We start from the raw sequence: 22152 nt of genomic DNA on the forward strand, positions 1-22152 counted from the left end.
CAAGGCCTCGGAACTAAACCGGTGAAGCGGAACTCAGAGTAACTGAATGGCTGGTGAAGCCCTTCGATGCTCCTATGTTGTGTTAAGTGTTGGCAGATATCTGGACCCCGCCCTAGCGGTCCGGACTTGGACCCCGAACTTCCCCCTCCCCATACGAAGTCCGGGGTTTTTTTTGCCTGGGATTTGACCACCCTACGATCCCTGGAGCGGCCTTTCGGCAAGGCTCCAGGATCAGTGATCAGCCTTTATTCCGCAGGCTTGTCTTCCAGTTCCATCCAGCCCGCCAGCACGCGGTAGGCCTCTTCGAGCCCCAGGCGCTTGGGCGCCGAGAACAACTGGATGGTCACCGCGTCGCCCCACCCCTTGCGGATCTCGGACTGCACCTTGAGCAAGGTGTTCTTGCCCGCGCCGTGGGTCAGCTTGTCGGCCTTGGTCAGTAGAATGTGCATCGGCATGCCGCTGGCCTTGGCCCAGTCGAGCATCATCTTGTCGAAGTCGGTCATCGGATGGCGCACGTCCATCATCAAGATCACCCCGCGCAGACACTCGCGGCTGCCCAGGTAGGCTTCCAGGTGGCGCTGCCAGTGCTGCTTGAGCGGAATCGGTACTTTTGCATAACCGTAGCCCGGCAGGTCGACCAAACGCCGTTCATCGTCCAGACTGAAGAAATTCAATAGCTGGGTGCGCCCCGGGGTTTTCGAGGTACGCGCCAGGCTGGCATGAGTCAGGGTATTGAGGGCGCTGGATTTGCCGGCGTTGGAACGGCCGGCGAAAGCCACCTCGTAACCCTGGTCGTCCGGGCATTGTTCGACCTTGGCAGCGCTGAGGGCGAATGTGGCTTTCTGGCAGAGGCCGAGGATGGGGTTCTTGACTTGCATGGGATATCCGATGTGGGTGTTGCCTGACTCTGAAGGCTCGAGCCTGGCAAGCGGTGTCGTTTCCGTTTGGATGGCGGAAGTATATAATGCCCCAGTTTTTGTGTGCTCATTCTCCCAGCGAAGGAGAGCGAGCATGGGGTGTCGAACAATAGCTCGCGCATCAGAACGCAGCGCGGCCCCCAACCCTGAAGGTCGTTCCGCATGGCGAAATGGCTGCTTGCTGTCGGTATGTTCCTGCCGTTTTTCAGCGCACAGGCTACACAGGATCCCGAGGTGTTGTACAACCGCACGTGTGCGGCCTGTCACGCCGGGCAGTTGCCACAGGCCCCCCAGCGGGGTGACCGGGCAGCGTGGGAGCCAAGGCTGGCGCAAGGTGTGGATGTACTCGTGAGGCATGTGACCCAGGGTTTCAAGGCTATGCCGCCGCGTGGATTGTGCATGGACTGCAGTGCCGAGGACTACCGTTTGGTCATCCTTTGGATGAGCGGCAGTCCCGATACATAACATTTCACCCTTAGCCGTGTTGGATTAGCTGATGAACAAACTAGTCGTGAGTCTGCTGTTGACCATGGGTGTCGCAGGTGCGGCCACTGCTGCGCAACCTATCAAAGGCGATGCCGCCGCCGGCCAGGCCAAGACGGCCGTCTGTGGTGCCTGCCACAACCCCGACGGCAATAGCCTGGCACCGAACTTCCCGAAACTGGCAGGCCAGGGCCAGCGCTACCTCGAAAAACAACTGCACGATATCAAGTCCGGCAAGCGCACCGTGCTGGAGATGACCGGCATGCTGGCCGCCTTCAGTGACCAGGACTTGGCCGATATCGCCGCGTACTTTGCCAGCCAGAAGGGCAGCGTCGGGGCGGCCGACCCCAAGCTGGTCGAACGTGGCCGTGCCCTGTTCAACGGCGGCGACCTGGAAAAAGGCCTGCCTGCCTGTACCGGCTGCCACTCGCCCAACGGCGCAGGTATCGCCTTGGCCGGCTTCCCGCACCTGAGCGGGCAGCACGCGCAGTACGTGACCAAGCAGCTGACCGAGTTCCGTGAAGGCGTGCGTACCAACGATGGCGACGCCACGACCATGCGCACCATCGCGGGCAAGCTGAGCAACCACGATATCGAAGCGTTGGCCAGCTACATCCAGGGCCTGCACTGAGGTGGTTGTCGATTTCTTCGCGGCTGAACCCGCGAAGAAATTGGCGCATTAACATTCGGTTAATGTTGTAAGCCAAAGATGAAAGGGCGGCCGGACCGCCCTTTTTTGCGTCCGCAGCCGTTACACTACAGAACTCGGGCCTGGCCCGACCTGTCTCAGGTACAGGTCGCGTCGAGGCGACCCATGAATGCTCAGGAGTAAAGCATGCGTAAACTGATTCTCAGCGCTGCGTTGGTCGCCGCCAGCGTATTCGGTATGACCGCCGTTCAGGCCGCCGAGCCTGTTGCCGGCAAGGAATATATCGAGCTGAGCAACCCTGTTCCGGTTTCCGTGCCCGGCAAGATCGAAGTGGTCGAGCTGTTCTGGTACGGCTGCCCTCACTGCTACCACTTCGAGCCGACCATCAACCCGTGGGCCGAAAAGCTGCCAGCAGACGTCAATTTCAAGCGCGTACCCGCCATGTTCGGTGGCCCGTGGGACGCACACGGCCAGATGTTCCTGACCCTCGAAGCCATGGGCGTCGAGCACAAGGTTCACGCGGCAGTGTTCGATGCCATCCAGAACCAGAACAAACGCCTGACCGACCCAGAGGACATGGCCGACTTCCTCGCCACTCAAGGCGTGGACAAGGACAAGTTCCTCGCCACCTTCAACTCCTTCGCCATCAAAGGCCAGGTCAACCAGGCCAAGGAACTGGCGAAGAAGTACGAAATCACCGGCGTACCGAGCTTGGTCGTCAACGGCAAGTACCGCTTCGACCTGGGCACTGCAGGCGGGCCTGAAGGCGTGCTTAAAGTGGCCGACCAGCTGATCGACAAGGAGCGCGCCGCTAAGTAAGCGGCGTACCCATGCCCCGCTTCAGAACCACGCGTGGCATTGGCCTGCACCAGCCGCAGGTCAACGAGCATCACCTGCAGGCTCCCGGCCTGCCAGAGGATGGTCGCCTGCGGCTGCTCAGTTTCAACATTCAGGTCGGCATCAGCACCGAACGCTACCGGCACTACCTGACCCGCAGCTGGCAGCACCTGCTGCCGCATACCGGGCGTGCCGGCAACCTGCAGAAGATCGGCCAACTGCTCGGTGACTTCGACCTGGTGGCCCTGCAAGAAGCCGATGGGGGCAGCCTGCGCTCAGGCTACATCAACCAGGTCGAACACCTGGCTCACCTGGGTGCCTTCCCCTATTGGTACCAGCAGCTCAATCGCAACCTTGGGCGTTTTGCCCAGCACAGCAACGGCGTGCTCAGCCGCCTCAAGCCGCAACACCTTGAAGATCACCCTTTGCCCGGCCCGTCCGGTCGCGGTGCAATCCTGGTGCGTTTCGGCGAAGGTGAAGATGCGCTGATCGTGGTGATGATGCACCTGGCACTCGGCGCCAAGACCCGTGCCCTGCAGCTCAGCTATATTCGCGAGCTGATCGGCGGCTACCGCCATCAGGTGTTGATGGGTGACATGAACACCCATGCCACCGACCTGCTGGAGCGTTCGCCCCTGCGCGATCTGGGCCTGGTTGCCCCTCAGGTCGAGGCCACCTTCCCCAGCTGGCGACCGCAGCGTTGCCTGGACCATATCCTGCTCAGCCCAACCCTTACGCTTGAGCGTGTCGAGGTGTTGGCGCAGCCAATTTCCGATCACCTTCCCGTTGCCGTCGAGATTCGATTGCCTGATGCATTGACTGTGGATACGCTGCCGGTTTTGAGCTAATTGCCATCACCGTTTGCGGACCTGGGCATGACTGACGACGCTGAGCGCTGGAAAGAGAAATACCTTAAGAGCATCGAGCAGCAAGAGAAGCTTGAGCGCCGTTGGGACGCACGTCTCGACCTGCTGCGTCGCGGGCTCGTGCGCAGCACCCTGGCCGCCGAAGGTAGCGACAAGGTGGTGGACGCGTGCATGAAGGAAATGCGCGAGGTCATCCGCAGCGACAATATGGACGCGGGCCTTGCCGGGCTGATCCCGCGCCTGGAAAAGGCGGTGCTGGACTCCGAGCAGCGCCGTGAAACCCGCATGAACCAGGTCAGTGATGCGCTGACATCGCTGGTGAGCCAGCTGCAAGGCCTGCCGTTGCCGAGCGACATCTCGCGGCCGCTGAAAAAGCTGGCGAAGAAGCTTGATGTTGGGGTCGCCCAGTCACGTGAACTGCCCCCGCTGCTGGGCGAGCTGAGTGGCCTGCAAGGCCGCGCACTCTCTGCCTTGGGCAAGCCCGAGGAAGAGCGGCCGGGCTTTTTGCAGCGTTTGTTTGGCGGGCGTGAGAACGAGCAACCCGGCGAAGCTGACGCCGACGCCGAGGCTACGCTGGTAGCAGCGCCTGCGGGCGTGATGGCAGACGCAGTGCCGCAGCCGGCAGCAGCCCCCGTACAGCGCACAGCCGAGGACCCGCAGCCCGACGATGTGGACGCCCTGCTGCCGTTGCCAGCCCCGCTGACTGAGGCACAGGCGCCCGAGGGCCCGGCGCTGATCGAAACCACAGACACGCCGGCCACGCCACAACCTGAGTCCTTGCCGGACGAGGCGCCCGAGCTGGCTACTACCCTCATCTCTCCCGCGGCTGAGGCAGAACCTGCGCAGGCGCTCGAAGACACCTTCGGCGAAGACGGCCCCTATGCCCTGCCCTATGCGGTAGAGCCGCCCTACAGCCAAGTGGCCGCACACATCGAACAGACCCTGATCGGTCTGCTCGACGACCTCAGCCTGCCCGAACGGCACAAGGCCCAGGCCCAGGAAATGCGCGGGCGGGTGGCGCGTGGGCTGAATTGGTATGAGCTGATCCCGGTGCTGGATGACCTAGCGGTGCTGATGTTGGCGATAACCGATAGCGGCCAGCACGAATTCGAGACCTACCTGCAACAGATCAACGAGCGCCTGGAAAGCTTCCAGAGTCACCTGCACGAAGCCAGTGCCGGGCATGCCGACAACAGCAGCGCCGCCCAGGCGCTCGATACCCAGCTGCGCAAGCAGGTCGATGGGCTGCAGAGCAGTGTGCAAGGTGCCGCCGATGTGGACAGCCTCAAGCACATCCTGGAAAACCGCCTCGAAGGCCTGTTGGTAACCATGGACGAACACAAGCACGAGCGTGATCGTCGCGAGCAGGAGCTCGCCGGGCGCCTGCAAGGCCTGTCCGAGCGGGTGGCGAACATGGAACACGAGGCGCTCGGTTATCGTGAGCACCTCGAAGAGCAGCGGCAAAAGGCGTTGCTGGACCCGCTGACCGGCCTGCCCAATCGCGCGGCCTGGAGCGAGCACCTGGAACGCGAGATGCTCGACTGGCATGAAAGTGGCGGCCATCTGGCCATGGCGATCCTCGACCTGGACCACTTCAAGCGCATCAACGACAACTATGGGCACCTGGCGGGGGACAAGGTGTTGAAGATCGTCGCCGACCAGCTGCGCAAACGCCTGCGAGGGCGCGATTTCATCGCGCGCTACGGCGGTGAGGAGTTCGTGCTGCTGTTCCCGCAGACCTCGCCAGCGGCCGCCGCCCAGATGGCCGAGGTACTGCGTGCGACCATCGAAGCGTGCCCGTTCCACTTCAAGGGTGAACGCGTGGTGATCACCGCCTCTATCGGGCTGGGCGCGTTTCGCTCGGGCGAGCGCGGCGACCAGGTGCTCAAGCGCGCCGACACCGCGTTGTACCGGGCCAAGGATTTGGGGCGAAATCGAGTGGAGCAGGGGTAAATATTTACCGCGTTGCGGGCTGAGAAGTGTTCGAGACTGGCTTGCCGTGATGCTGAATCACCAGCAGCGGTCGATTGAACTACTTACTCAGGAGTCGAAAATGACCAGATGGACACTGCCACTGATAGTGAGCCTGACATTCCATGTCAGTGCCATGGCCGCAGATGATCACTGGACGGCGCATATCAGCGCCGAGGGTGAAGTACTGCGATCTTGGCCGAAATGGATCGAAAAAGTAGAAAAGACACCGCAATCCAATTACTTCACGCAGTACAAGATGCACCTCAACAAGCACATCGTTCAGCAGGACCCCAGGTTTTGTTCTGTTTCGCCGATTGATGGGAGCACGCAGACCCGCTTGTTGCATGGCCACGCCAAAGTTGTTGGTATGCCGAGTGTTGACGGGGGCGTTACCGTTAACACCCAGCTGATAGACGTCAACGGCGCCAGTGGAGACAATTCGCTGGCGTTCATGCTGATGTGCATGCGTTGAGGCTGCTTGAGCCGCGCCGTCTGAAAGGGGCTCGTTATACTGTGGCTAACTTATCTATTCACGTTGACGTGCCCTTTCGATGAAGACCCTTTTAGCAACGCTTTTACTGATGATATTGACCGGCTGCTCGACGGGCCTGCGCATCGACCGCAGCCACCCTTCGGTCAACCAGGACAACCGTATCCAGTTCGTCGTCCTGCACTACACCAATGCCTCGCTTGAGCGCTCATTGGCGCTGTTGACCCACGGCGAGGTCAGCAGCCATTACCTGATTGGCGACGGCCCGGCCACGGTCTATCAGCTGGTGGATGAAAGCCGCCGTGCCTGGCATGCCGGTGACAGCCAGTGGCAGGGGCGCACTTGGTTGAACTCCACTTCTATTGGCATCGAAATCGTCAACCCAGGGTTCACCGACACTCCCAATGGCCGGGTCTGGTACCCCTACAGCGAAGCCCAGGTGCAGTCCTTGATCGCACTGCTCAAGGACATCGTCACGCGCAACAAGATCGACCCCCGGCACATCGTTGGCCATAGCGATATCGCACCTTTGCGCAAGCTCGACCCGGGCCCGTTGTTCCCGTGGAAGCGTTTGGCTGATGCCGGCATCGGTATCTGGCCCGAGGCTAACGCCGTCGCCCGTCAACAAGCCTTCTTCAGCGTCAACCCGCCAAGCGTGGGCTGGTATCAGCAGGAACTGGCGCGGTTCGGCTACGCCATCGCGCAAACCGGTGAGCTGGACGTTGCCACGCGGCATGTGATCGCCGCGTTCCAGATGCGTTTCCGGCCACAACGCTTCGATGGCATGCCCGACGCGCAAACGGCCGCCATGCTGCAGGTGCTCAACCGCATGCGTTGAGCTGAGGCGCCCAACGGCGAGGGCGATTCCTGATCCAGTTGCTATACCTTAGTAATCAACTGGATGCCCTTGATGTCAGCCCTCATCTCCACGCTGCGCCAAATTTTCTACCGTCCCTGGATGCTGGCCTCACTGGCGGCGCTGGCCAGCGCCGCGCTGTTGCTGACCGCCAGCATCGGCATTGCCCTGCAGCAGATGAAGCAAAGCGAGAGCGCACAGATGAATGCCCGGGGAGAGCGCTTTCTCGAACGCCTCGAACAGGTGTTCGGCCAGTTGCGTGAAGGGGTGGATATCTTGCAGGCGCAGCCCTTGCGAGGTTGCAGCCCGCAGATGCTGGCGGCGTTGCAGCAAGTTGGCCTGAGCTCGCGCTTTATTTATGAGGCGGCCTACGTGGATGCCAATGTCGCCTGCTCCAACCGGGGTGATGAGCGGGCGTTCGAACCCCTGCGGGCGCCTGACATCAAGGGCCCGACCTACAGCTATTGGCTCAATACCACTACCGAACCCAACGAAAACCTGGCGGCCTTGATGCTAGGGCGTGGCAATTTCGTGGTGTCCACCTCGCGCGGGCACCTGACCGATGTGGTCCACCTGCCGCCCGGCGGCAGCCTGGTGGTTGTGCTGGACAACGGTACGCGGGCAATCCCGGTACTGGGCCCACCGCAGGTCTGGCCCCCGCCCTCGGCCTGGACGGCCAGCCACAAGTCGCTGCTGGAGCTGAGCGACCGCCTCATCTACCGCATGCCAACCAAATCACCGGACTATCAACTGGTGCTGATCGCGCCGCGTGCCAGCCTGCCCTTGCGCATGAACGGCATGCTCTGGCTGTTGTTCCCCGGCAGCGTGCTGGCCGCCTGTTGCATCGGCTGGCTGGTGCTGCAGTTGATTCTGCAGCGCCGGTCGATGAGCTCGGAGTTGCAAAACGCGCTGCGCCGAGGCGAGCTGCAGGTGCTGTACCAACCGATCATCGAGCTCGACACCCGGCGCTGTGTCGGCGCCGAAGCCCTGGTGCGCTGGCGCCGCCCTGACGGCACCCTGACCAGCCCGGACCTGTTCATACCCCTGGCCGAAAATACCGGGCAAATCCGCCAGATCACCGATTTTGTCCTGCAACGTGTGCTCGAACAGCTTGGCCAGTTGCTGCGTTCGCACCGCAACCTGTACATCTCGGTGAACCTTGCAGCGTGCGACGTGATGGTCCCTCGTATCGGCCGGGTCGCGGCGCGGTTGCTGGCCCAGCACCGGGTCTCGGCCAGCCAGATCGCTTTCGAGGTCACCGAGCGCGGCCTGATCGACGTGGTGGTGGCCCGTGACAACCTGCAGGCCCTGCGTGCGTTGGGCCATCAGGTGTTGATCGACGATTTCGGCACGGGTTATTGCAGCCTGGCCTATCTGCAGACCTTGCCCGTCGACTGCCTGAAGATCGACAAGGCCTTCATTGATGCCTTGGGGCATGACGCCGCCAGCAGCGGCGTGGCCCCGCACATCATCCGCATGGCCCATGACCTGCACCTGAGGGTGATTGCCGAAGGCATCGAATGCGAAGACCAGGCAGTACTGCTCAACAGCGAAGGGGTCAACTATGGCCAGGGCTGGCTGTTCGCCCGCCCGTTGAATGCCCGCCAGTTTGCCGAACTGGTCACCCGCGGCCGGCGCGAGGGGGCTGGACGGCGGGCCGACGATGAGTCCTGAGGCCCGCCCCGCTGGCTACACCGGCAACGCCATGTAGAACTGGGTGCCCTGCCCCGGGCGGGAAAACACGCCCATTCGGCCGCCGTGCAGTTGCACGATCTCCTTGCACAACGCCAGGCCCAGCCCTGCACCGCCCTTCTTGCGCCCCACCTGCACAAAGGGCTCGAAGATACGCCCCTGCTGCCCATAGGCGATGCCCTCACCGTTGTCCTCGACGCTGATGATCACGCGCTCGACATGGCGCCTTGCGTGCAGGCGTATGCGGCCACCACTGGGGGTATGGCGCACGGCGTTGTGCAGCAGGTTGTCCAGTACCCGGTCGAGCTGGGCGACATCGGCCTGGATGCGAGGCAGCGGCAGCTCCAGTTCCTTGATCAGCTCGATCTGCTTGTGTGCGGCCTGTTCGGCAAAACGCAGCTGCGCGCGCTCCAGCAGCTCATCGATGGCGCAAGGGGCGAGTTCGAGCTTCTGCAAGCCGCTCTGGTAACGAGAGAAGTTCAGCAGGTCGTTGATCAGCTGGGTCAGGCGCTGCATTTCTTCGCCGATGGTTTCGAGCAGGTCGTACTCGCGCGCCTCGGGTGGAAACTTCACCCGCTCACGCAGCAGACCGAACGCCATGTGCATGCCAGTGACCGGTGTGCGCAGTTCGTGCGAGGCACGCAGAACGAACTCGCTGCGCACGCGCTCGAAGGCCCGCTGCTCGGTCACATCGTGCAGCACCATCACCGCGCCCAGAATCGGCCCCTGAGGGTGGCTGACCGGTGTCAGGCTGTAGGTCAGCAGGCGGGTTTCTTCATCGACGTCGATGTTCAGGTCGTCTGGCGGGCGATCGAGGCTGCCACCGCGCAGCACCTGGCGCAACTGCTGCTCCAGCTCCGGGCGCTGCAAGGCTTCGGCCAGGGTGCTGCCAAGGCGGCTGTCGTTCCAGCCCAGCTGGCGTTGGGCCACAGGGTTGAGGTGTTCCAGGCGGCCCTGCCGGTCAATGATCAGCAGGCCATCGTCGATGCTGTCGAGCACGGCCTGCAGGCGTTGCTGGCCGGCCAGCAGCTCATCGACGTTGGTGGCCTGGTGCTTGCGCAAGGCGTCGGCCATCAGCCCGAAGCGACGGGTCAGCTGGTTGAGCTCGCTGGCCTGGGTGACTGGCAGGGTGACGTCGAAGTTGCCCTTGCCGAGTTGATCGGCCGCCTTGGCCAAGGCTTCGATCGGTTGGCCGAAGCGTCGCGCGATGTTGTGCGCGGTGACAAAGCCCAATACCAGTATCGCCAAGCCCATCAGGCCGAGCACGCCGCTGATCAGCAAGGCGCGATCACGGGTACGTTCTTCACTGCGGGTGATGTGTTCCAGCGCCTGTTTGTGCGAATCGATGAGGTCGGTGCGTAGCTGGTTGAAGGCTGCCCCCAGTGGCTCGTCGCTGCCCATGCTGCGCGCAGGTGCTGGGCTGTCGCGGTAGGCCTGGAGGAAGGTCTGGTAATTGCTGCTGGCCTTACTGAAACCGGTGCGTTCACCGCCTTGTTCGAGCCCTTGGTCGAGCAGCGCCTGGAAGTTGTCCTGCAACAGCCGCAGGTTCTGCGGCGCGGTATTCTCATCGAGTATCAGGGTCAGCTGTTCGCCGAGGTTTTGCCGCAGTTTCAGTCCCACTTCCAGCGCGTGGGTGGTGTCCCGTACCAGCTGCTGCTGCACCGTGGCCATCTGCAGCACGCTGACCAGCCCCAGCATCAGGCCCAGCAGGGCCACTGTGACCAGCGCCGAAATGCTGAGGAAAAGCCGCGTGCGCAGCTTCATCTGCCACTTCATAGGTTGTACTGCTTGCGTTTGCGATACAGGGTCGAGGCATCGATGCCCAGGGTCTTGGCGGCCTGGTCGAGGGTATCGCTGGCGGCCAGCACGGCGCCGATGTGCGCGCGCTCCAGCTCATCCAGGCTCAATGCCGCGCCCACGCGGGGTGCGTTGCCTGTCGGCTGTTCGCCCATGCCCAGGTGGCTGATCTCCACGCGTTCCTGCGGGCAGATGATGCTGGCGCGCTCCACGACGTTGCGCAGTTCACGAATGTTGCCGGGCCAGCGGTAGTTGAGCAGGGCAGCCCTGGCCTCATCGCTGAAACCACGGGCGGGCCTGGAGTATTCCTTGACGAAGCGGGCCAGGAAACGATCGGCCAGGGTCAGGATGTCTTCGCTGCGTTCGCGCAGGGGCGGCAGGTGCAAGGTGATGACGTTGAGGCGGTACAGCAGGTCTTCGCGGAAGCGGCTTTCGCGCACCATCTCTTCAAGGTTGAGGTTGGTGGCGGCGAGAATGCGCACATCGGCCCGGCGGGTGACCGGGTCGCCGACACGCTCATACTCCTTGTCCTGGATGAAGCGCAGCAACTTTGGCTGCAAGGTCAGCGGGAAGTCGCCGATTTCATCGAGGAAGAGCGTGCCCCCGTCGGCCTGGCTGACGCGGCCAAGGGTGCTCTCGCTGGCGCCGGTGAAGGCGCCGCGGGTATGGCCGAACAGCTCGCTTTCCATGAGTTCGGCATTCAGCGACGGGCAGTTGATGGTGACGCAGGCTTTGCGCGCCCGCTTGCTCCAGCCATGAATGGCACGGGCCAGTTCACCCTTGCCGGTGCCGGACTCGCCGAGGATGAGGATGTTGGCGTCGGTGGTGGCCACCTGACGCGCGGTTTCCAGCACCGCCATCATGGCCGGGCTGTGCGAGTCGAGGCCGTCCTTGGGCTTGCGCACCTCGCCTTCAAGGGCTTCGAGGCGCGCCGACAGTTGGCGCACTTCCAGCTGCTTGGCGGTCGCCAGGCGCAGTTGATCGGGGCTGCAGGGTTTGACCAGATAGTCGGCGGCACCGGCCTGGATGGCATCCACCGCCGTGTCGATCGCCGAATGCGCGGTCACGATCACCACCCGCATCCACGGGGCTTGGATACGCATCTGGGCCAGCACGTCGAGGCCGTTGTCCTCGCCCAGGCGCAGGTCGAGGAAGCACAGGTCGAACACCTGGCGTTGCAGCAGGGTTTCGGCCTGCGCGGCGCTGTTGGCGGTGGCCACGCTATAGCCTTCGTCTTCGAGGCAGTAGCGGAAGGTGCGCAGGATCGCGGACTCGTCATCCACCAGCAGAATGCGGCCTTGCTTGTCCTGGGCTGATTCCATTTCCTGCGCTCCTTAGGATAGATCTTCAATTAGTGTGGGAAAAATCGGGCAAGTTGCATGGTCAATTCTGAAGGATTCTGTCCTTTGCATGCTAGCCAATGGCCAAACAATGCCCTTGAGCCGCGATATCTCGATGATTTGCTTAGAGGTGCGCGATGGCACATTGGTTGCGACTATTTTCTGTTTTTGCCAACAAAGGAGGCATAGCCATGCCCTTTTTCCCACGACTGGCCGTGTTGGCGGCCACTTTGCTGCCGGTCTTGACCCCGGCATTCGCTGACCCTGTGCAGGACGCCCGCCTGGAGGGCTCACTGCAAACCGCCCTGTCGCTCAACCGCATGCTCAACCCCTTTCGTATCGAGGTGGTGGTGGATGGCAAGCAGGCGCGGCTATCGGGTGAGGTCGAAAACGCTGTCGAGCGCCAGTTGGCCGAGCATGTCGCCTTGGCCACCCGCGGCATCGAACAGGTCGACAACCAGTTGCAGGTCAATGCTCAGCTGGTGGAACGCCCGCTCGAGCTGCGGGCCTATGCCCAGCGGCTGGAGGACGCAACGTTGGCGGCGGTGATACGTGCACGGCTGCTGTGGAGCCGCACCACCGAGAAGGCGCCTATAGAAGTGCAAAGCAGCGAAGGCGTAGTGACGCTGCGCGGCAGGGTCGACAGCGCAGAGGCCAAGGAGTTGGCCGGCGTAGTGGCGCGCACCACCGACGGTGTGCACCTGGTCAACAACCTGGTCAGCCTGGACACCGCCGCCATGGCCAAGGCGCGCGACAACCCGGTAGGCGCGCCGACCGGGCCGCAGCCTAGCGACAGCTGGATCGTCGACAAGATCCAGAACAGCTTCCGTTTCAGCCGCAACCTCGATGGCCTGAACCTCAAGGTCGCCAGCGAGGAGGGCCTGGTGCGGCTGTCGGGCGAAGTGGTCAGCAGCGAGCAGAAGACCATTGCTGTCGAGATTGCCCGGCAGATCATTGGCGTGCGCGGTGTGGACGCCGATCTGCTCAAGGTGGCGACCAAGGTCGAGGGCTGATCGTGCAATTCGCACGACGCCCCAGGGGCCATCGTGCAGGATACGTCCTTCGGTGCAATGTGTGATTGTTTTAAGTGCTTGATTTAAAAGGATTTTTTATTGATGCAAAGGCTGGCATGCAGGCTGCAATTATCTGTTCAGGTTTGAACAACAATTACAGCAGGAGGAGCCGGCATGAACCGCCAATCCGTCAACCGCTCGCAGAACGTCGCACTGCCTTTGCGCCAGTTCCTGTTACTGGGGATGGCGCTACTGCTGACCTTGGCCGCTGGCCTCTTCTACTACAGCTGGCAGACCGCGCGTCTGGCGGAGCAAGTGGCGGCACAGACCGCGCTTCTGACGCAGATTCAGGCAACCCGTGCCACCAGCCTCGTGAAGGCGGCCGACCCGCTGCCATCGAGCAATGCCACCGCTTCACCGGCCACCTTGGAAAACGTCGTACCACAGGATCGCTGGGTGTTCTGAGCCTGTTCTGTACCCCAAAGCCGGATTGATTTCAAAAAAGAAAGGAGAACCACCATGCTGAGTTGGGCTATCACTTTCCTCATCATCGCCATTGTCGCCGCCGTACTGGGCTTCGGTGGTATCGCTGGCGCGGCCACGGGTATCGCGAAGATCCTGTTCATCGTCTTCCTGGTCCTGTTCGTAGCCTCCTTCTTCTTTGGACGTGGTCGAGGTTGAAGATGCGCAGGAAGCTTTGCACAGCCCTGGCTGCCGCCTGCTTGCTGGGCAGCAGTGCAGCGGCGATGGCGGCCAATGACGGCCAGGTCCGGGTCGATCAGTTGCTCGGCTCGGACCCGGAATACCGGGAAACCTGGCAGGACACGATCAAGGGCGAGGAGCGCTTGCCCGATTGGGTAGTCAACCTCACCGGCAGTGCCCAGGAGCAGATGTCGGCAGTCACCGAGGACGGCGACCAGTATCTGGTCGGGCCCTTGTGTGAAACGGCGCAAAACTGCACCTACAAGCGTCTGATCGTGGCGTTTAGCTGGGACAAGGACCAAGCCTACGGGATGCTCGTAGAGGTGCCCGAAGGCTTGCCGAGCGACAAGTCGCCTACCCGTCATGCGCAATACCGCTTTATTGGCGAACCGGATGATGGCATGCAGGCGATGTTGCGCGAGCAACTCAAGCGTGACCCTAAGTGGTACTGAGCTTTTATAAGCCGTTACCGATGAACGGTTATGCACTGTCACGTAATAGAAGCTGAACCTTTTTATATTTCAGCCTTCTATGATGCGCCGCCCCGAGGAGGGGCAGCACATGACCAAGGGGCCGGGCTGTTCTGACTGTTGCAGGGTCGGAGTGGCCTAGGGGTACAGGGAGTGCCTCCAGCAATGGGCCGGGTCAGGAAAGGCGGAATCGGAAGCCTCGGGTCGGTGGTGTCATCAGGGATACCCTGTGCCGACCTGACTTCCGAGGAGCCAACGAGGAACCGTCAAGGCAATCAGGCAAATTACCCTTCTTGCGTGTTTTTCCCTCAAAGACACATTTTGTCTCGACCGTACATCAACTTTTTTTCGCCCGCCAGGGTCCCTTCGCAAGTGGCATTTCGGCCATTCGGATTGTCGAACAAGCCATCTAGCACCCTCCGAAGACGCTGCCAAATCTGCCTAAAAATGGCGCTTTGGTCTTGTTCGGGATTCCGAACGTTATAAATCAAGCACTTGCGACATGCCATTTTTAGCGTAAATCATTATGCAGTTTCGGCATGGGGTATACGTTTCAGGCATTAGATTTCCCCCTTCCCCATCGCAATAGTTGCCGCCTTTTCGCTGGCCCGAGCGCCCAGTCGCTCGCTCGCGGTGTCCTTACATGAGGCCACCGGACGGAAGCTTTTCGCTCACCGTGACGTTGCCAACGGCTCTGTTACGCGCGTTTTCGTCCGGCGCCCATGACCACTAGAACAAAGGGTAAAGACATGAAGAAGGCAAAACTGAGCCTCGCCTGGCAGATCGTGATCGGTCTGGTCCTGGGCGTTGCAATCGGCGCGCTACTGAATCATTTCAGTGCAGAAAAGGCATGGTGGATCAGCAACGTCCTCCAGCCCGCTGGTGACATCTTCATTCGCCTGATCAAGATGATCGTCGTCCCGATCGTGATCTCGTCGCTGATCGTGGGCATCGCCGGAGTTGGCGACGCGAAGAAACTGGGCAGCATCGGCCTCAAGACCATCATCTACTTCGAGGTGGTGACCACCATCGCCATCGTCGTCGGCCTGGTGTTGGCCAACCTGTTCCACCCGGGTGCCGGCATCGACATGAGCACCCTGGGTACCGTGGACATCTCCAAGTACCAGGCCACTGCGGCCGAAGTGCAGCATGAGCATGCATTCATCGAAACCCTGCTCAACCTGATCCCGTCGAACATCTTCGCGGCGCTGATGCGTGGCGAAATGCTGCCGATCATCTTCTTCTCGGTGATGTTCGGCCTGGGCCTATCGAGCCTTCAGGCAGAGCTGCGCGACCCGCTGGTGCGTACCTTCCAGGCCGTGTCGGAGACCATGTTCAAGGTCACCCACATGATCATGAACTACGCCCCGATCGGCGTGTTCGCCCTGATCGCCGTCACCGTCGCCAACTTCGGCTTCAGCTCGCTGCTGCCGCTGGCCAAGCTGGTGCTGCTGGTGTACTTCGCCATCGCCTTCTTCGCCTTCATGGTGCTGGGCCTGGTGGCACGCGTGTTTGGCTTCTCGGTGATCAAGATCATGCGCATCATGAAAGATGAGCTGATCCTGGCCTACTCCACCTCCAGCTCCGAAACCGTGCTGCCGCGGGTGATCGAGAAGATGGAGAAGTACGGCGCGCCGAAGTCGATCTGCTCGTTCGTGGTGCCGACCGGCTATTCGTTCAACCTCGACGGTTCGACCCTGTACCAGAGCATCGCGGCAATCTTCATCGCCCAGCTGTACGGCATCGACCTGTCGTGGAGCCAGCAGCTGCTGCTGGTGCTGACCCTGATGGTCACCTCCAAGGGTATTGCCGGCGTACCGGGCGTGTCGTTCGTGGTGTTGCTGGCGACCCTGGGCAGCGTGGGCATCCCGCTGGAAGGCCTGGCCTTCATCGCCGGTGTCGACCGCATCATGGACATGGCCCGTACCGCGCTGAACGTGGTCGGCAACGCCCTGGCCGCGCTGGTCATCGCACGCTGGGAAGGCATGTACGACGCTGCCAAGGGCGAGCAGTACTATGCTTCGCTGATGGCCGACAAGCAGGGAGCTGTGGTGGTTGGCGAAGCCGCCAAGCGCTGAAGCTGATGCGTTGAACAAAAAGCCCCGACTTGTCGGGGCTTTTTGTTGTGTGGCGGATTGTGGGGGGCGCGTTGCGCCCCTTTCTAGGGACTGCGTCTTGCGTGGGCGCCTGCAATCTCCGTTATCATTCGGGCACTTTTCAGGGGGAACAATCGGATGCTCAACGGCCTTTGGCTCGGCTTTTTCCTGGTGGCGGCCGTCTCCGCCCTGGCCCAGTGGCTGATCGGCGGCAACGCCGGCATCTTCGCCGCCATGGTCGAGAGCATCTTCGCCATGGCCAAGCTGTCGGTGGAGGTGATGGTCCTGTTGTTCGGTACCCTGACCCTGTGGCTGGGCTTTCTGAAAATCGCCGAGAAGGCCGGTATCGTCGAGTGGCTGGCCAAGGTCCTCGGCCCGCTGTTCGCCAGGCTGATGCCCGAGGTACCGCCGGGGCACCCGGCCCTGGGCCTGATCACCATGAACTTCGCGGCCAACGGCCTGGGGCTGGACAACGCGGCCACGCCGATTGGCCTTAAGGCCATGCGCGCGCTGCAGGAGCTGAACCCCAGCAGCAGCACCGCAAGCAACGCACAGATCCTGTTCCTGGTACTCAATGCGTCGTCGCTGACCCTGTTGCCGGTGACCATCTTCATGTACCGCGCGCAGCAAGGCGCGACCGACCCGACGCTGGTATTTTTGCCGATCCTGCTGGCTACCAGCGTGTCGACCCTGGTGGGCCTGCTGTCGGTGGCGGTGATGCAGCGCCTGCGCCTGTGGGACCCGGTGGTGCTGGCCTACCTGATCCCCGGTGCGTTGCTGTTGGGCTGCTTCATGGCCTTTCTCGGCACCTTGTCGGCCGCTGCGCTGGCGGGCCTGTCGTCGATCCTGGGCAACCTCACGCTGTTCGGGGTGATCATCCTGTTCCTGGTGATCGGTGCGCTGAAGCGGGTCAAGGTGTACGAAGCCTTTGTCGAAGGCGCCAAGGAAGGCTTTGATGTGGCCAAGAGCCTGCTGCCCTACCTGGTGGCCATGCTCGTGGCAGTCGGCGTACTGCGCGCCTCGGGCGCGCTCGAGCTGGCGCTGGACGGCATTCGCCATGCGGTGAACTGGATGGGCATGGATACCCGCTTCGTCGAAGGCCTGCCCACCGCGCTGGTCAAGCCGTTCTCGGGCAGTGCGGCGCGGGCCATGTTGATCGAGACCATGCAGACCCACGGTGTGGATAGCTTCCCGGCACTGGTCGCGGCGACCGTTCAGGGCAGTACCGAGACCACCTTCTATGTGCTGGCGGTGTACTTCGGTGCCGTGGGCATCCAGCGGGTACGCCACGCGGTCGGTTGCGCCCTGCTGGCCGAATTTTCCGGCGTGGTCGCGGCGATCTTGGTCTGCTACTGGTTCTTTGGCTGAGCCTGGACCTGAGCTTGGGCTCGCGTGGCCTGGGCGACGGTCCAGCTGACCACCTGCCCGACCAGTTGGTCGCTGGCGCCGCCGAAGCCTGCCACCACTGCCGAAACCTCCCTGGCGGCCAGCGGTTGGCGGATCTCGAAGCGTTTGCTGGCGAGGATACGCTGACTGCGCCCTTGGACCAGACGCGCATCGTAGCGAATCACCACCTCCACTGCCCCGTCCGGGCGGTACTCACTCTGAAACGCCTGCAGCTCGCCGGCCAGCTCGTAGTCGGCCTGCAGGTTGCTGTCATCGGCGCTCAGGCGTTGAACCTGGCCGTCACGCTGGAAGCCATCGAGCAGGCGGTTGCGTAGCAGTACTGGCGCGGCGTCGCTCCAGCGTGCGCCCTTGTAGCTGCTGACCACGTCTCCCTGTGGGATCACCGCGATCCGTGGGCCGGCCAGTACTTCGCTGGCCAGCGGTTTGTTAAGCCGCAGCGACCAGTCCAGCGGCGCGGCAACGCGGCTGGGTTGGTTCACCGGCAGGCGATACAGGTCCACGGGTTCGCTTTGCGGCAGGATCGAGCAGGCACTGGCCAGGCTCACCGCGGCCGCCAGGGCCAACAGGCGCAGCGATGCTTTCATGGCTGGAACTCCTTGTTGTTGTCGCGTCCGAGCAGGTAGCCGCTCGGGTCGGCCTCCAGCTGCCGGGAAATGCCCTTGAGTGCGTTGAGGGTTTCGCGCAGCTCGCGGATGGCGGGGGTTAGCTGGTTCAGGCCCTGGGCACCGTCACCGATGGCCTCGCTGTTGTTCTTGAGCAGCGCATTGATGGTCGCCGTGCTTTCGGCCAGCGACTGCATGGCCTGCTCGGCGCTGCCGATGGCCTGTTTGCCCTCGCTGCCGAGCAGGCTGTTGGCGTTGCGCATCAGCGCCTGGGTTTCGGCCAGGGTGGCGCTGGCCTGTTTGCCGACCTGCACCAGCTGCGTGATGGCCTCGGCAATACTGCCGTGCTGGCCGGCGAAGGCACCGGTGGTCTTGTCGAGATTGGCCAGGGTGCTGCTAAGGTGGCCGATGTTGTCTTCCGAGAACATCAGGTTGGCGTTGTGCAGCAGCAGGTTGATGTTGGTCACCAAGTCGCTGCTGTCGTTGAGCAGGCGCGAGATTGGCGAAGGCGAGGCGATGATCACTGGCAGCTTGCCATCCTTGCCCTTGAGCTCGGGGCTATGCGGCGTGCCGCCGCTGAGCTGGATGAACGCGTTGCCGGTGACCCCGGCCAGGGTCAGCTTGGCCTGGGTATCCTCCTTGACCGGCGTGTCGCCGCTCAGCCGTACCCGGGCCAGCACGCGGCGAGGGTCCTTCGGGTCCAGGCGCAGGGTCGACACGTCGCCCACCTTGATGCCGTTGTACTGCACCGGGCTGCCGCGGGACAGGCCCGAGACGGCTTCGTTGAACACCACTTCGTAATCCTTGAAGGCATCGTCGACACTGGACTTGGTCAGCCACAGGCCAAACAGCATGGCACCGGCCACCACCAGGACGGTGACCAGGCCGATGAGGACGTGATGTGCTCGGGTTTCCATCGTTCAGCGCTCCTGGCCCGGGCGGGCGGCGGCCTGTTCGGCTGCGCGCCCGCGTGGGCCGTGAAAGTATTCTTGAATCCAGGCGTCGTCGGCTTGCTCGACCTCGGCCAGGGGGCCGGCCACCAGGACCTTTTTCTGCGACAGCACCGCCACCCGGTCAGTGATGGTGTAGAGGGTGTCCAGGTCGTGGGTGATGAGAAACACCGACAGGCCGAGTGCGTCGCGCAGGGTCAGGATCAACTGGTCGAACGCGGCGGCGCCGATCGGGTCGAGGCCTGCGGTGGGCTCGTCGAGGAACAGGATGTCCGGGTCCAGTGCCAGGGCACGTGCCAGCGCTGCGCGCTTGATCATGCCGCCGGACAGCGAGGCGGGGTATTTGTCGGCAGCCGAGATGGGCAGGCCGGCCAGGGCCAGCTTGACCCCGGCCAGGTGCTCGGCGTCGGCGCGGGACAAGCCGGCGTGTTCGATCAGCGGCAAGGCGACGTTTTCGGTGATGGTCAGCGACGAGAACAGCGCGCCCTTCTGGAACAGCACGCCGAAGCGTCGCTCGACCAACGAACGCTGTTCTTCACGCAACTCGGCCAGGTCCTGGCCAAATACCTTGATCTGCCCCTCGTTAGGCCGTCGCAGGCCGATGATGCTGCGCAACAGCACCGATTTGCCGCTACCCGAGCCACCGACCACGGCAAGGATCTCGCCCCGGTACAGGTCCAGGTCGAGGTTTTCATGCACGCTCTGGCTGCCGAAGCGGTTACAGATGCCCCGTGCCTCGATCACCGTTTCCCGGCCGCTCACCAGCCCATCTCCATGAAGAACAGTGCCGCCACCGCATCCAGCACGATGACCACGAAAATCGACTGCACCACTGCCGAGGTGGTGTGGGCGCCCACGGACTCCGCGCTGCCGCTGACCTTGAAGCCTTCCAGGCAGCCGATGGCGGCGATCAGGAAGGCAAAAAACGGTGCTTTGGCCAGGCCGACGAGGAAGTGCTGCACACCGATGTCGGTCTGCAGCAGCGACAGGAACATGGCGGGTGAGATATCCAGCGACAGGGCACACACCACCGCGCCGCCGACGATGCCGCAGATCATCGCGAGGAAGGTCAGCAGCGGCAACGAAATCAATAGTGCCAATACCCGTGGCACCACCAGCAGCTCCATGGGGTTGAGGCCCAGGGTGCGGATGGCGTCGATTTCTTCGTTGGCCTTCATCGAGCCGATCTGCGCGGTGAAGGCACTGGCCGTGCGGCCGGCCATGAGGATGGCGGTCAACAGCACGGCAAACTCACGCAAGAACGAGAACGCCACCAGGTCGACGGTGAAGAGGGTCGCGCCGAATGCGGCCAGCACCGTTGCGCCCAGAAACGCCACCACCGCGCCCACCAGAAAGGTCAGCAAGGCGACGATGGGGGCAGCATCCAGGCCGGTCTGTTCGATGTGCGCCACGACCGGCGTAAGCCGCCAGCGGTGGGGCTGGAAGGCCCGGCGCAGCAAGGTTTCGAGAATCAGGCCGACGAAGCCGAGCAACTGCCGGGTGTCTTGCCAGAGGGTGCTGACGGCACGGCCGATACGTTCGAGCAGCAACAGCAGCACCGGGCGTTCGGCCTCCTTGACCGGAATGCAGTAATCCTGCACCGAGCAGTACACGGTCTTGAGCAGGGCACGGCTGGCGTCGGGCAGGCCATCGGTGCAGTGCGACAGGCGTTCGGCACCGAGCAGTTCGGCCAGCAGCGAGGCGCCTGCGGTGTCGAGGCGGCCCAGTTGGCTGAGGTCGGCAACGGCGTCGTTGCTGCATTGCGTGCGCAGGCGTTCGCTGTCGCGCTTGAGGCTGGCATAGTGGGCCAGGGTCCAGTCACCGGTAATACGCAGGCAGGGCGGTTGGTGGCTGGTGTCCAAGGTGGCGCTGGGGGGGGTCATAGGCTCCATGCAACTGACTCGGCGCTAAGGCTTAGGGGCTGATCATAGCGCAGAGGGCATGGGGCGGTTTATTGATTGTGTGCTCAAACCAGGAAGCTATGGGCTCGGCGCATCGTCGACCACTTTGAACCGCAGCACCCCGATCACCTGGCCGTCCTCGGTCAGCACCCTCACCTGCCATTTACCGACCGGGTTAGGCGGGAAGTTCTGCTTGTGGGTCCAGGCCCGGTAGCCTTCCTTGCGCCCGCCATGAATATCCAGCGCAATCCGGTCTACTTCCTTGCCGTCTTTTTGCCACACGTGGTAAATGCGCTCGTTCAGGCCCCGGGGTGCGTTGACCGAGGTGTACGCATACAGCCCGCTGGTCTTGATGCGGCTGGCGGCAATCTCGTCCAGTGACTCGCCGGGCTGGCGATTGAGCACTTCGGTGCTGACGGCCACTTCGGTCATCCACAACGTCGCCGGTGGTACCCACGAGCGCAGCAACCACCCCCCGCCGCCCACCGACAGGGTCACCAGAACCAGCGCCACGCCGCGCCGCCAGGTATTGACCGGGAAGCTGCTGGCCAGGCTCGGGAACGACAGGGCCATGGCAATGATCAACGCCAGCTTGAAGCTTTGTGCGGTGGTCAGGTGAAGAATGATCGGCAGCGCGGTGAGCAGCGCCGCGAACAAGGTCAGCGTGTGCAGCGCGAGGAACAGCCAGCGCCGCGGCGCCAACCACTTGTAGTACAGCGGGTCGACGATCGAGATCAGCCCGGCGGCGGCGAGCAGGCCGGTGAATACCAGTTGGCCGCTGTTCCAGGTGGTGGTGATGAAGAAGAACGGCAGGACGAAGAACAGTGTTTCCTGGTGGATCATCTGCGTCGCGTAGCGCAGCAACGGTTGCGGGATCTCACGGTTGAAGGTGCGGGCGAACAGGCCGGTGAGGGTGTTTTCCAGCATAAGCCAGACCCAGCTGACCAGCATCAGGATCGCCACCCAGCTGGCCAGGCCGGCCTGGCGGTCGACCAGGATGAAGCTGCCGATGCCGGAGAGGAAGCCTCCGAGCGCGATGATGCCGGGGTAGCGTTTAAGCAGTTCGATGACGCGCTGGACGATGCGGGGAATTGGGGGCATGGGTCTACA

At 62.7% G+C, this 22152-nt stretch carries 21 protein-coding genes and 1 pseudogene; 14 read left to right on the top strand and 8 right to left on the bottom strand.

The genetic code is table 11. From position 1 onward, the window contains the following. Nucleotides 1–245: 245 nt before the first annotated feature. Entirely contained in the window at nt 246–878 is a 633-nt protein-coding gene (yihA, locus tag LOY26_RS00390; RefSeq protein ID WP_033702529.1) for a ribosome biogenesis GTP-binding protein YihA/YsxC, read from the bottom strand. 201 nt (nt 879–1079) lie between these two features. On the opposite strand from yihA, the gene LOY26_RS00395 reads away from it, so the two are divergent. From LOY26_RS00395 to LOY26_RS00430, 8 genes and pseudogenes are all read left to right on the top strand, one after another. Continuing rightward, nucleotides 1080–1382 (top strand): cytochrome c5 family protein, encoded by a 303-nt coding sequence (locus LOY26_RS00395; RefSeq protein ID WP_186655332.1) that lies wholly within the window; start codon nt 1080–1082, stop codon nt 1380–1382. Nucleotides 1383–1413: 31 nt separating this feature from the next. After that, on the top strand, nt 1414–2031 hold the full coding sequence (locus LOY26_RS00400) for a cytochrome c (protein ID WP_033702531.1): 618 nt from the start codon (nt 1414–1416) through the stop codon (nt 2029–2031). A gap of 204 nt (nt 2032–2235) precedes the next feature. Further along, nucleotides 2236–2868 (top strand): thiol:disulfide interchange protein DsbA, encoded by a 633-nt coding sequence (gene dsbA, locus LOY26_RS00405; RefSeq protein WP_186655330.1) that lies wholly within the window; start codon nt 2236–2238, stop codon nt 2866–2868. 33 nt (nt 2869–2901) lie between these two features. Then, nucleotides 2902–3734 (top strand): annotated as a pseudogene (locus tag LOY26_RS00410) (endonuclease/exonuclease/phosphatase family protein). A gap of 27 nt (nt 3735–3761) precedes the next feature. After that, nucleotides 3762–5705, top strand: coding sequence for a GGDEF domain-containing protein (locus tag LOY26_RS00415; RefSeq protein ID WP_186655328.1), 1944 nt, complete (start codon nt 3762–3764; stop codon nt 5703–5705). 100 nt (nt 5706–5805) lie between these two features. Continuing rightward, entirely contained in the window at nt 5806–6198 is a 393-nt protein-coding gene (locus tag LOY26_RS00420) for a hypothetical protein (RefSeq protein ID WP_258714275.1), read from the top strand. Nucleotides 6199–6277: 79 nt separating this feature from the next. Further along, on the top strand, nt 6278–7054 hold the full coding sequence (locus LOY26_RS00425) for an N-acetylmuramoyl-L-alanine amidase (RefSeq protein ID WP_186655315.1): 777 nt from the start codon (nt 6278–6280) through the stop codon (nt 7052–7054). Nucleotides 7055–7126: 72 nt separating this feature from the next. Then, nucleotides 7127–8746, top strand: coding sequence for an EAL domain-containing protein (locus LOY26_RS00430; protein ID WP_186663673.1), 1620 nt, complete (start codon nt 7127–7129; stop codon nt 8744–8746). Nucleotides 8747–8761: 15 nt separating this feature from the next. Here the strand turns inward: LOY26_RS00430 and LOY26_RS00435 are convergent, their stop codons facing one another. Together LOY26_RS00435 and algB are read right to left on the bottom strand one after the other, a co-directional pair. Continuing rightward, the gene (locus LOY26_RS00435) at nt 8762–10540 is read right to left on the bottom strand and encodes a KinB sensor domain-containing domain (RefSeq protein ID WP_258714276.1); all 1779 of its coding nucleotides are present in this window, start codon (nt 10538–10540) and stop codon (nt 8762–8764) included. After that, on the bottom strand, nt 10537–11883 hold the full coding sequence (algB, locus tag LOY26_RS00440) for a sigma-54-dependent response regulator transcription factor AlgB (RefSeq protein WP_258714277.1): 1347 nt from the start codon (nt 11881–11883) through the stop codon (nt 10537–10539). The genes LOY26_RS00435 and algB overlap by 4 nt, the downstream gene beginning before the upstream one ends. Nucleotides 11884–12092: 209 nt before the next feature. On the opposite strand from algB, the gene LOY26_RS00445 reads away from it, so the two are divergent. From LOY26_RS00445 to LOY26_RS00470, 6 genes are all read left to right on the top strand, one after another. Beyond that, entirely contained in the window at nt 12093–12914 is an 822-nt protein-coding gene (locus LOY26_RS00445) for a BON domain-containing protein (protein ID WP_186663671.1), read from the top strand. Between the two features lie 174 nt (nt 12915–13088). After that, entirely contained in the window at nt 13089–13379 is a 291-nt protein-coding gene (locus LOY26_RS00450; RefSeq protein ID WP_033702541.1) for a hypothetical protein, read from the top strand. Nucleotides 13380–13433: 54 nt separating this feature from the next. After that, nucleotides 13434–13595, top strand: coding sequence for a DUF1328 domain-containing protein (locus LOY26_RS00455; RefSeq protein ID WP_003252966.1), 162 nt, complete (start codon nt 13434–13436; stop codon nt 13593–13595). Between the two features lie 2 nt (nt 13596–13597). Beyond that, nucleotides 13598–14068: an inhibitor of vertebrate lysozyme family protein gene (locus tag LOY26_RS00460; RefSeq protein ID WP_258714278.1), complete on the top strand. Its 471-nt coding sequence runs from the start codon at nt 13598–13600 to the stop codon at nt 14066–14068. Nucleotides 14069–14835: 767 nt separating this feature from the next. Continuing rightward, a complete protein-coding gene (gene gltP, locus LOY26_RS00465; RefSeq protein ID WP_186655293.1) occupies nt 14836–16164 on the top strand; it encodes a glutamate/aspartate:proton symporter GltP in 1329 nt (442 codons plus the stop codon). A 156-nt stretch (nt 16165–16320) separates the two neighbouring features. Further along, nucleotides 16321–17550, top strand: a complete 1230-nt coding sequence (locus LOY26_RS00470; RefSeq protein WP_033702545.1) for a nucleoside recognition domain-containing protein — start codon at nt 16321–16323, stop codon at nt 17548–17550. Here the strand turns inward: LOY26_RS00470 and LOY26_RS00475 are convergent. From LOY26_RS00475 to LOY26_RS00495, 5 genes are all read right to left on the bottom strand, one after another. Beyond that, a complete protein-coding gene (locus tag LOY26_RS00475; RefSeq protein ID WP_258714279.1) occupies nt 17532–18173 on the bottom strand; it encodes an ABC-type transport auxiliary lipoprotein family protein in 642 nt (213 codons plus the stop codon). The genes LOY26_RS00470 and LOY26_RS00475 overlap by 19 nt on opposite strands. Then, complete coding sequence (locus tag LOY26_RS00480; protein ID WP_033702547.1) at nt 18170–19108, bottom strand: MlaD family protein; 939 nt, start codon at nt 19106–19108, stop codon at nt 18170–18172. The genes LOY26_RS00475 and LOY26_RS00480 overlap by 4 nt, the downstream gene beginning before the upstream one ends. A 3-nt stretch (nt 19109–19111) precedes the next feature. Continuing rightward, a complete protein-coding gene (locus tag LOY26_RS00485) occupies nt 19112–19903 on the bottom strand; it encodes an ABC transporter ATP-binding protein (protein WP_033702548.1) in 792 nt (263 codons plus the stop codon). Then, nucleotides 19900–21033, bottom strand: coding sequence for an ABC transporter permease (locus tag LOY26_RS00490; protein WP_186655280.1), 1134 nt, complete (start codon nt 21031–21033; stop codon nt 19900–19902). Before LOY26_RS00490 ends, LOY26_RS00485 begins: the two co-directional genes overlap by 4 nt. Before the next feature lie 87 nt (nt 21034–21120). Then, complete coding sequence (locus tag LOY26_RS00495) at nt 21121–22143, bottom strand: DUF5924 family protein (protein ID WP_186655278.1); 1023 nt, start codon at nt 22141–22143, stop codon at nt 21121–21123. Nucleotides 22144–22152: the final 9 nt, after the last annotated feature.

Origin of the sequence: Pseudomonas sp. B21-047 (genome assembly GCF_024748775.1) — a bacterium.
Lineage (GTDB): Bacteria > Pseudomonadota > Gammaproteobacteria > Pseudomonadales > Pseudomonadaceae > Aquipseudomonas > Aquipseudomonas capeferrum.

Coding starts and splice junctions, on each gene's coding strand:
- yihA (WP_033702529.1), bottom strand. CDS start 878: ATGCAAGTCAAGAACCCCATCCTCGGCCTCTGCCAGAAAGCCACATTC.
- LOY26_RS00395 (WP_186655332.1), top strand. CDS start 1,080: ATGGCGAAATGGCTGCTTGCTGTCGGTATGTTCCTGCCGTTTTTCAGC.
- LOY26_RS00400 (WP_033702531.1), top strand. CDS start 1,414: ATGAACAAACTAGTCGTGAGTCTGCTGTTGACCATGGGTGTCGCAGGT.
- dsbA (WP_186655330.1), top strand. CDS start 2,236: ATGCGTAAACTGATTCTCAGCGCTGCGTTGGTCGCCGCCAGCGTATTC.
- LOY26_RS00415 (WP_186655328.1), top strand. CDS start 3,762: ATGACTGACGACGCTGAGCGCTGGAAAGAGAAATACCTTAAGAGCATC.
- LOY26_RS00420 (WP_258714275.1), top strand. CDS start 5,806: ATGACCAGATGGACACTGCCACTGATAGTGAGCCTGACATTCCATGTC.
- LOY26_RS00425 (WP_186655315.1), top strand. CDS start 6,278: ATGAAGACCCTTTTAGCAACGCTTTTACTGATGATATTGACCGGCTGC.
- LOY26_RS00430 (WP_186663673.1), top strand. CDS start 7,127: ATGTCAGCCCTCATCTCCACGCTGCGCCAAATTTTCTACCGTCCCTGG.
- LOY26_RS00435 (WP_258714276.1), bottom strand. CDS start 10,540: ATGAAGTGGCAGATGAAGCTGCGCACGCGGCTTTTCCTCAGCATTTCG.
- algB (WP_258714277.1), bottom strand. CDS start 11,883: ATGGAATCAGCCCAGGACAAGCAAGGCCGCATTCTGCTGGTGGATGAC.
- LOY26_RS00445 (WP_186663671.1), top strand. CDS start 12,093: ATGCCCTTTTTCCCACGACTGGCCGTGTTGGCGGCCACTTTGCTGCCG.
- LOY26_RS00450 (WP_033702541.1), top strand. CDS start 13,089: ATGAACCGCCAATCCGTCAACCGCTCGCAGAACGTCGCACTGCCTTTG.
- LOY26_RS00455 (WP_003252966.1), top strand. CDS start 13,434: ATGCTGAGTTGGGCTATCACTTTCCTCATCATCGCCATTGTCGCCGCC.
- LOY26_RS00460 (WP_258714278.1), top strand. CDS start 13,598: ATGCGCAGGAAGCTTTGCACAGCCCTGGCTGCCGCCTGCTTGCTGGGC.
- gltP (WP_186655293.1), top strand. CDS start 14,836: ATGAAGAAGGCAAAACTGAGCCTCGCCTGGCAGATCGTGATCGGTCTG.
- LOY26_RS00470 (WP_033702545.1), top strand. CDS start 16,321: ATGCTCAACGGCCTTTGGCTCGGCTTTTTCCTGGTGGCGGCCGTCTCC.
- LOY26_RS00475 (WP_258714279.1), bottom strand. CDS start 18,173: ATGAAAGCATCGCTGCGCCTGTTGGCCCTGGCGGCCGCGGTGAGCCTG.
- LOY26_RS00480 (WP_033702547.1), bottom strand. CDS start 19,108: ATGGAAACCCGAGCACATCACGTCCTCATCGGCCTGGTCACCGTCCTG.
- LOY26_RS00490 (WP_186655280.1), bottom strand. CDS start 21,033: ATGGAGCCTATGACCCCCCCCAGCGCCACCTTGGACACCAGCCACCAA.
- LOY26_RS00495 (WP_186655278.1), bottom strand. CDS start 22,143: ATGCCCCCAATTCCCCGCATCGTCCAGCGCGTCATCGAACTGCTTAAA.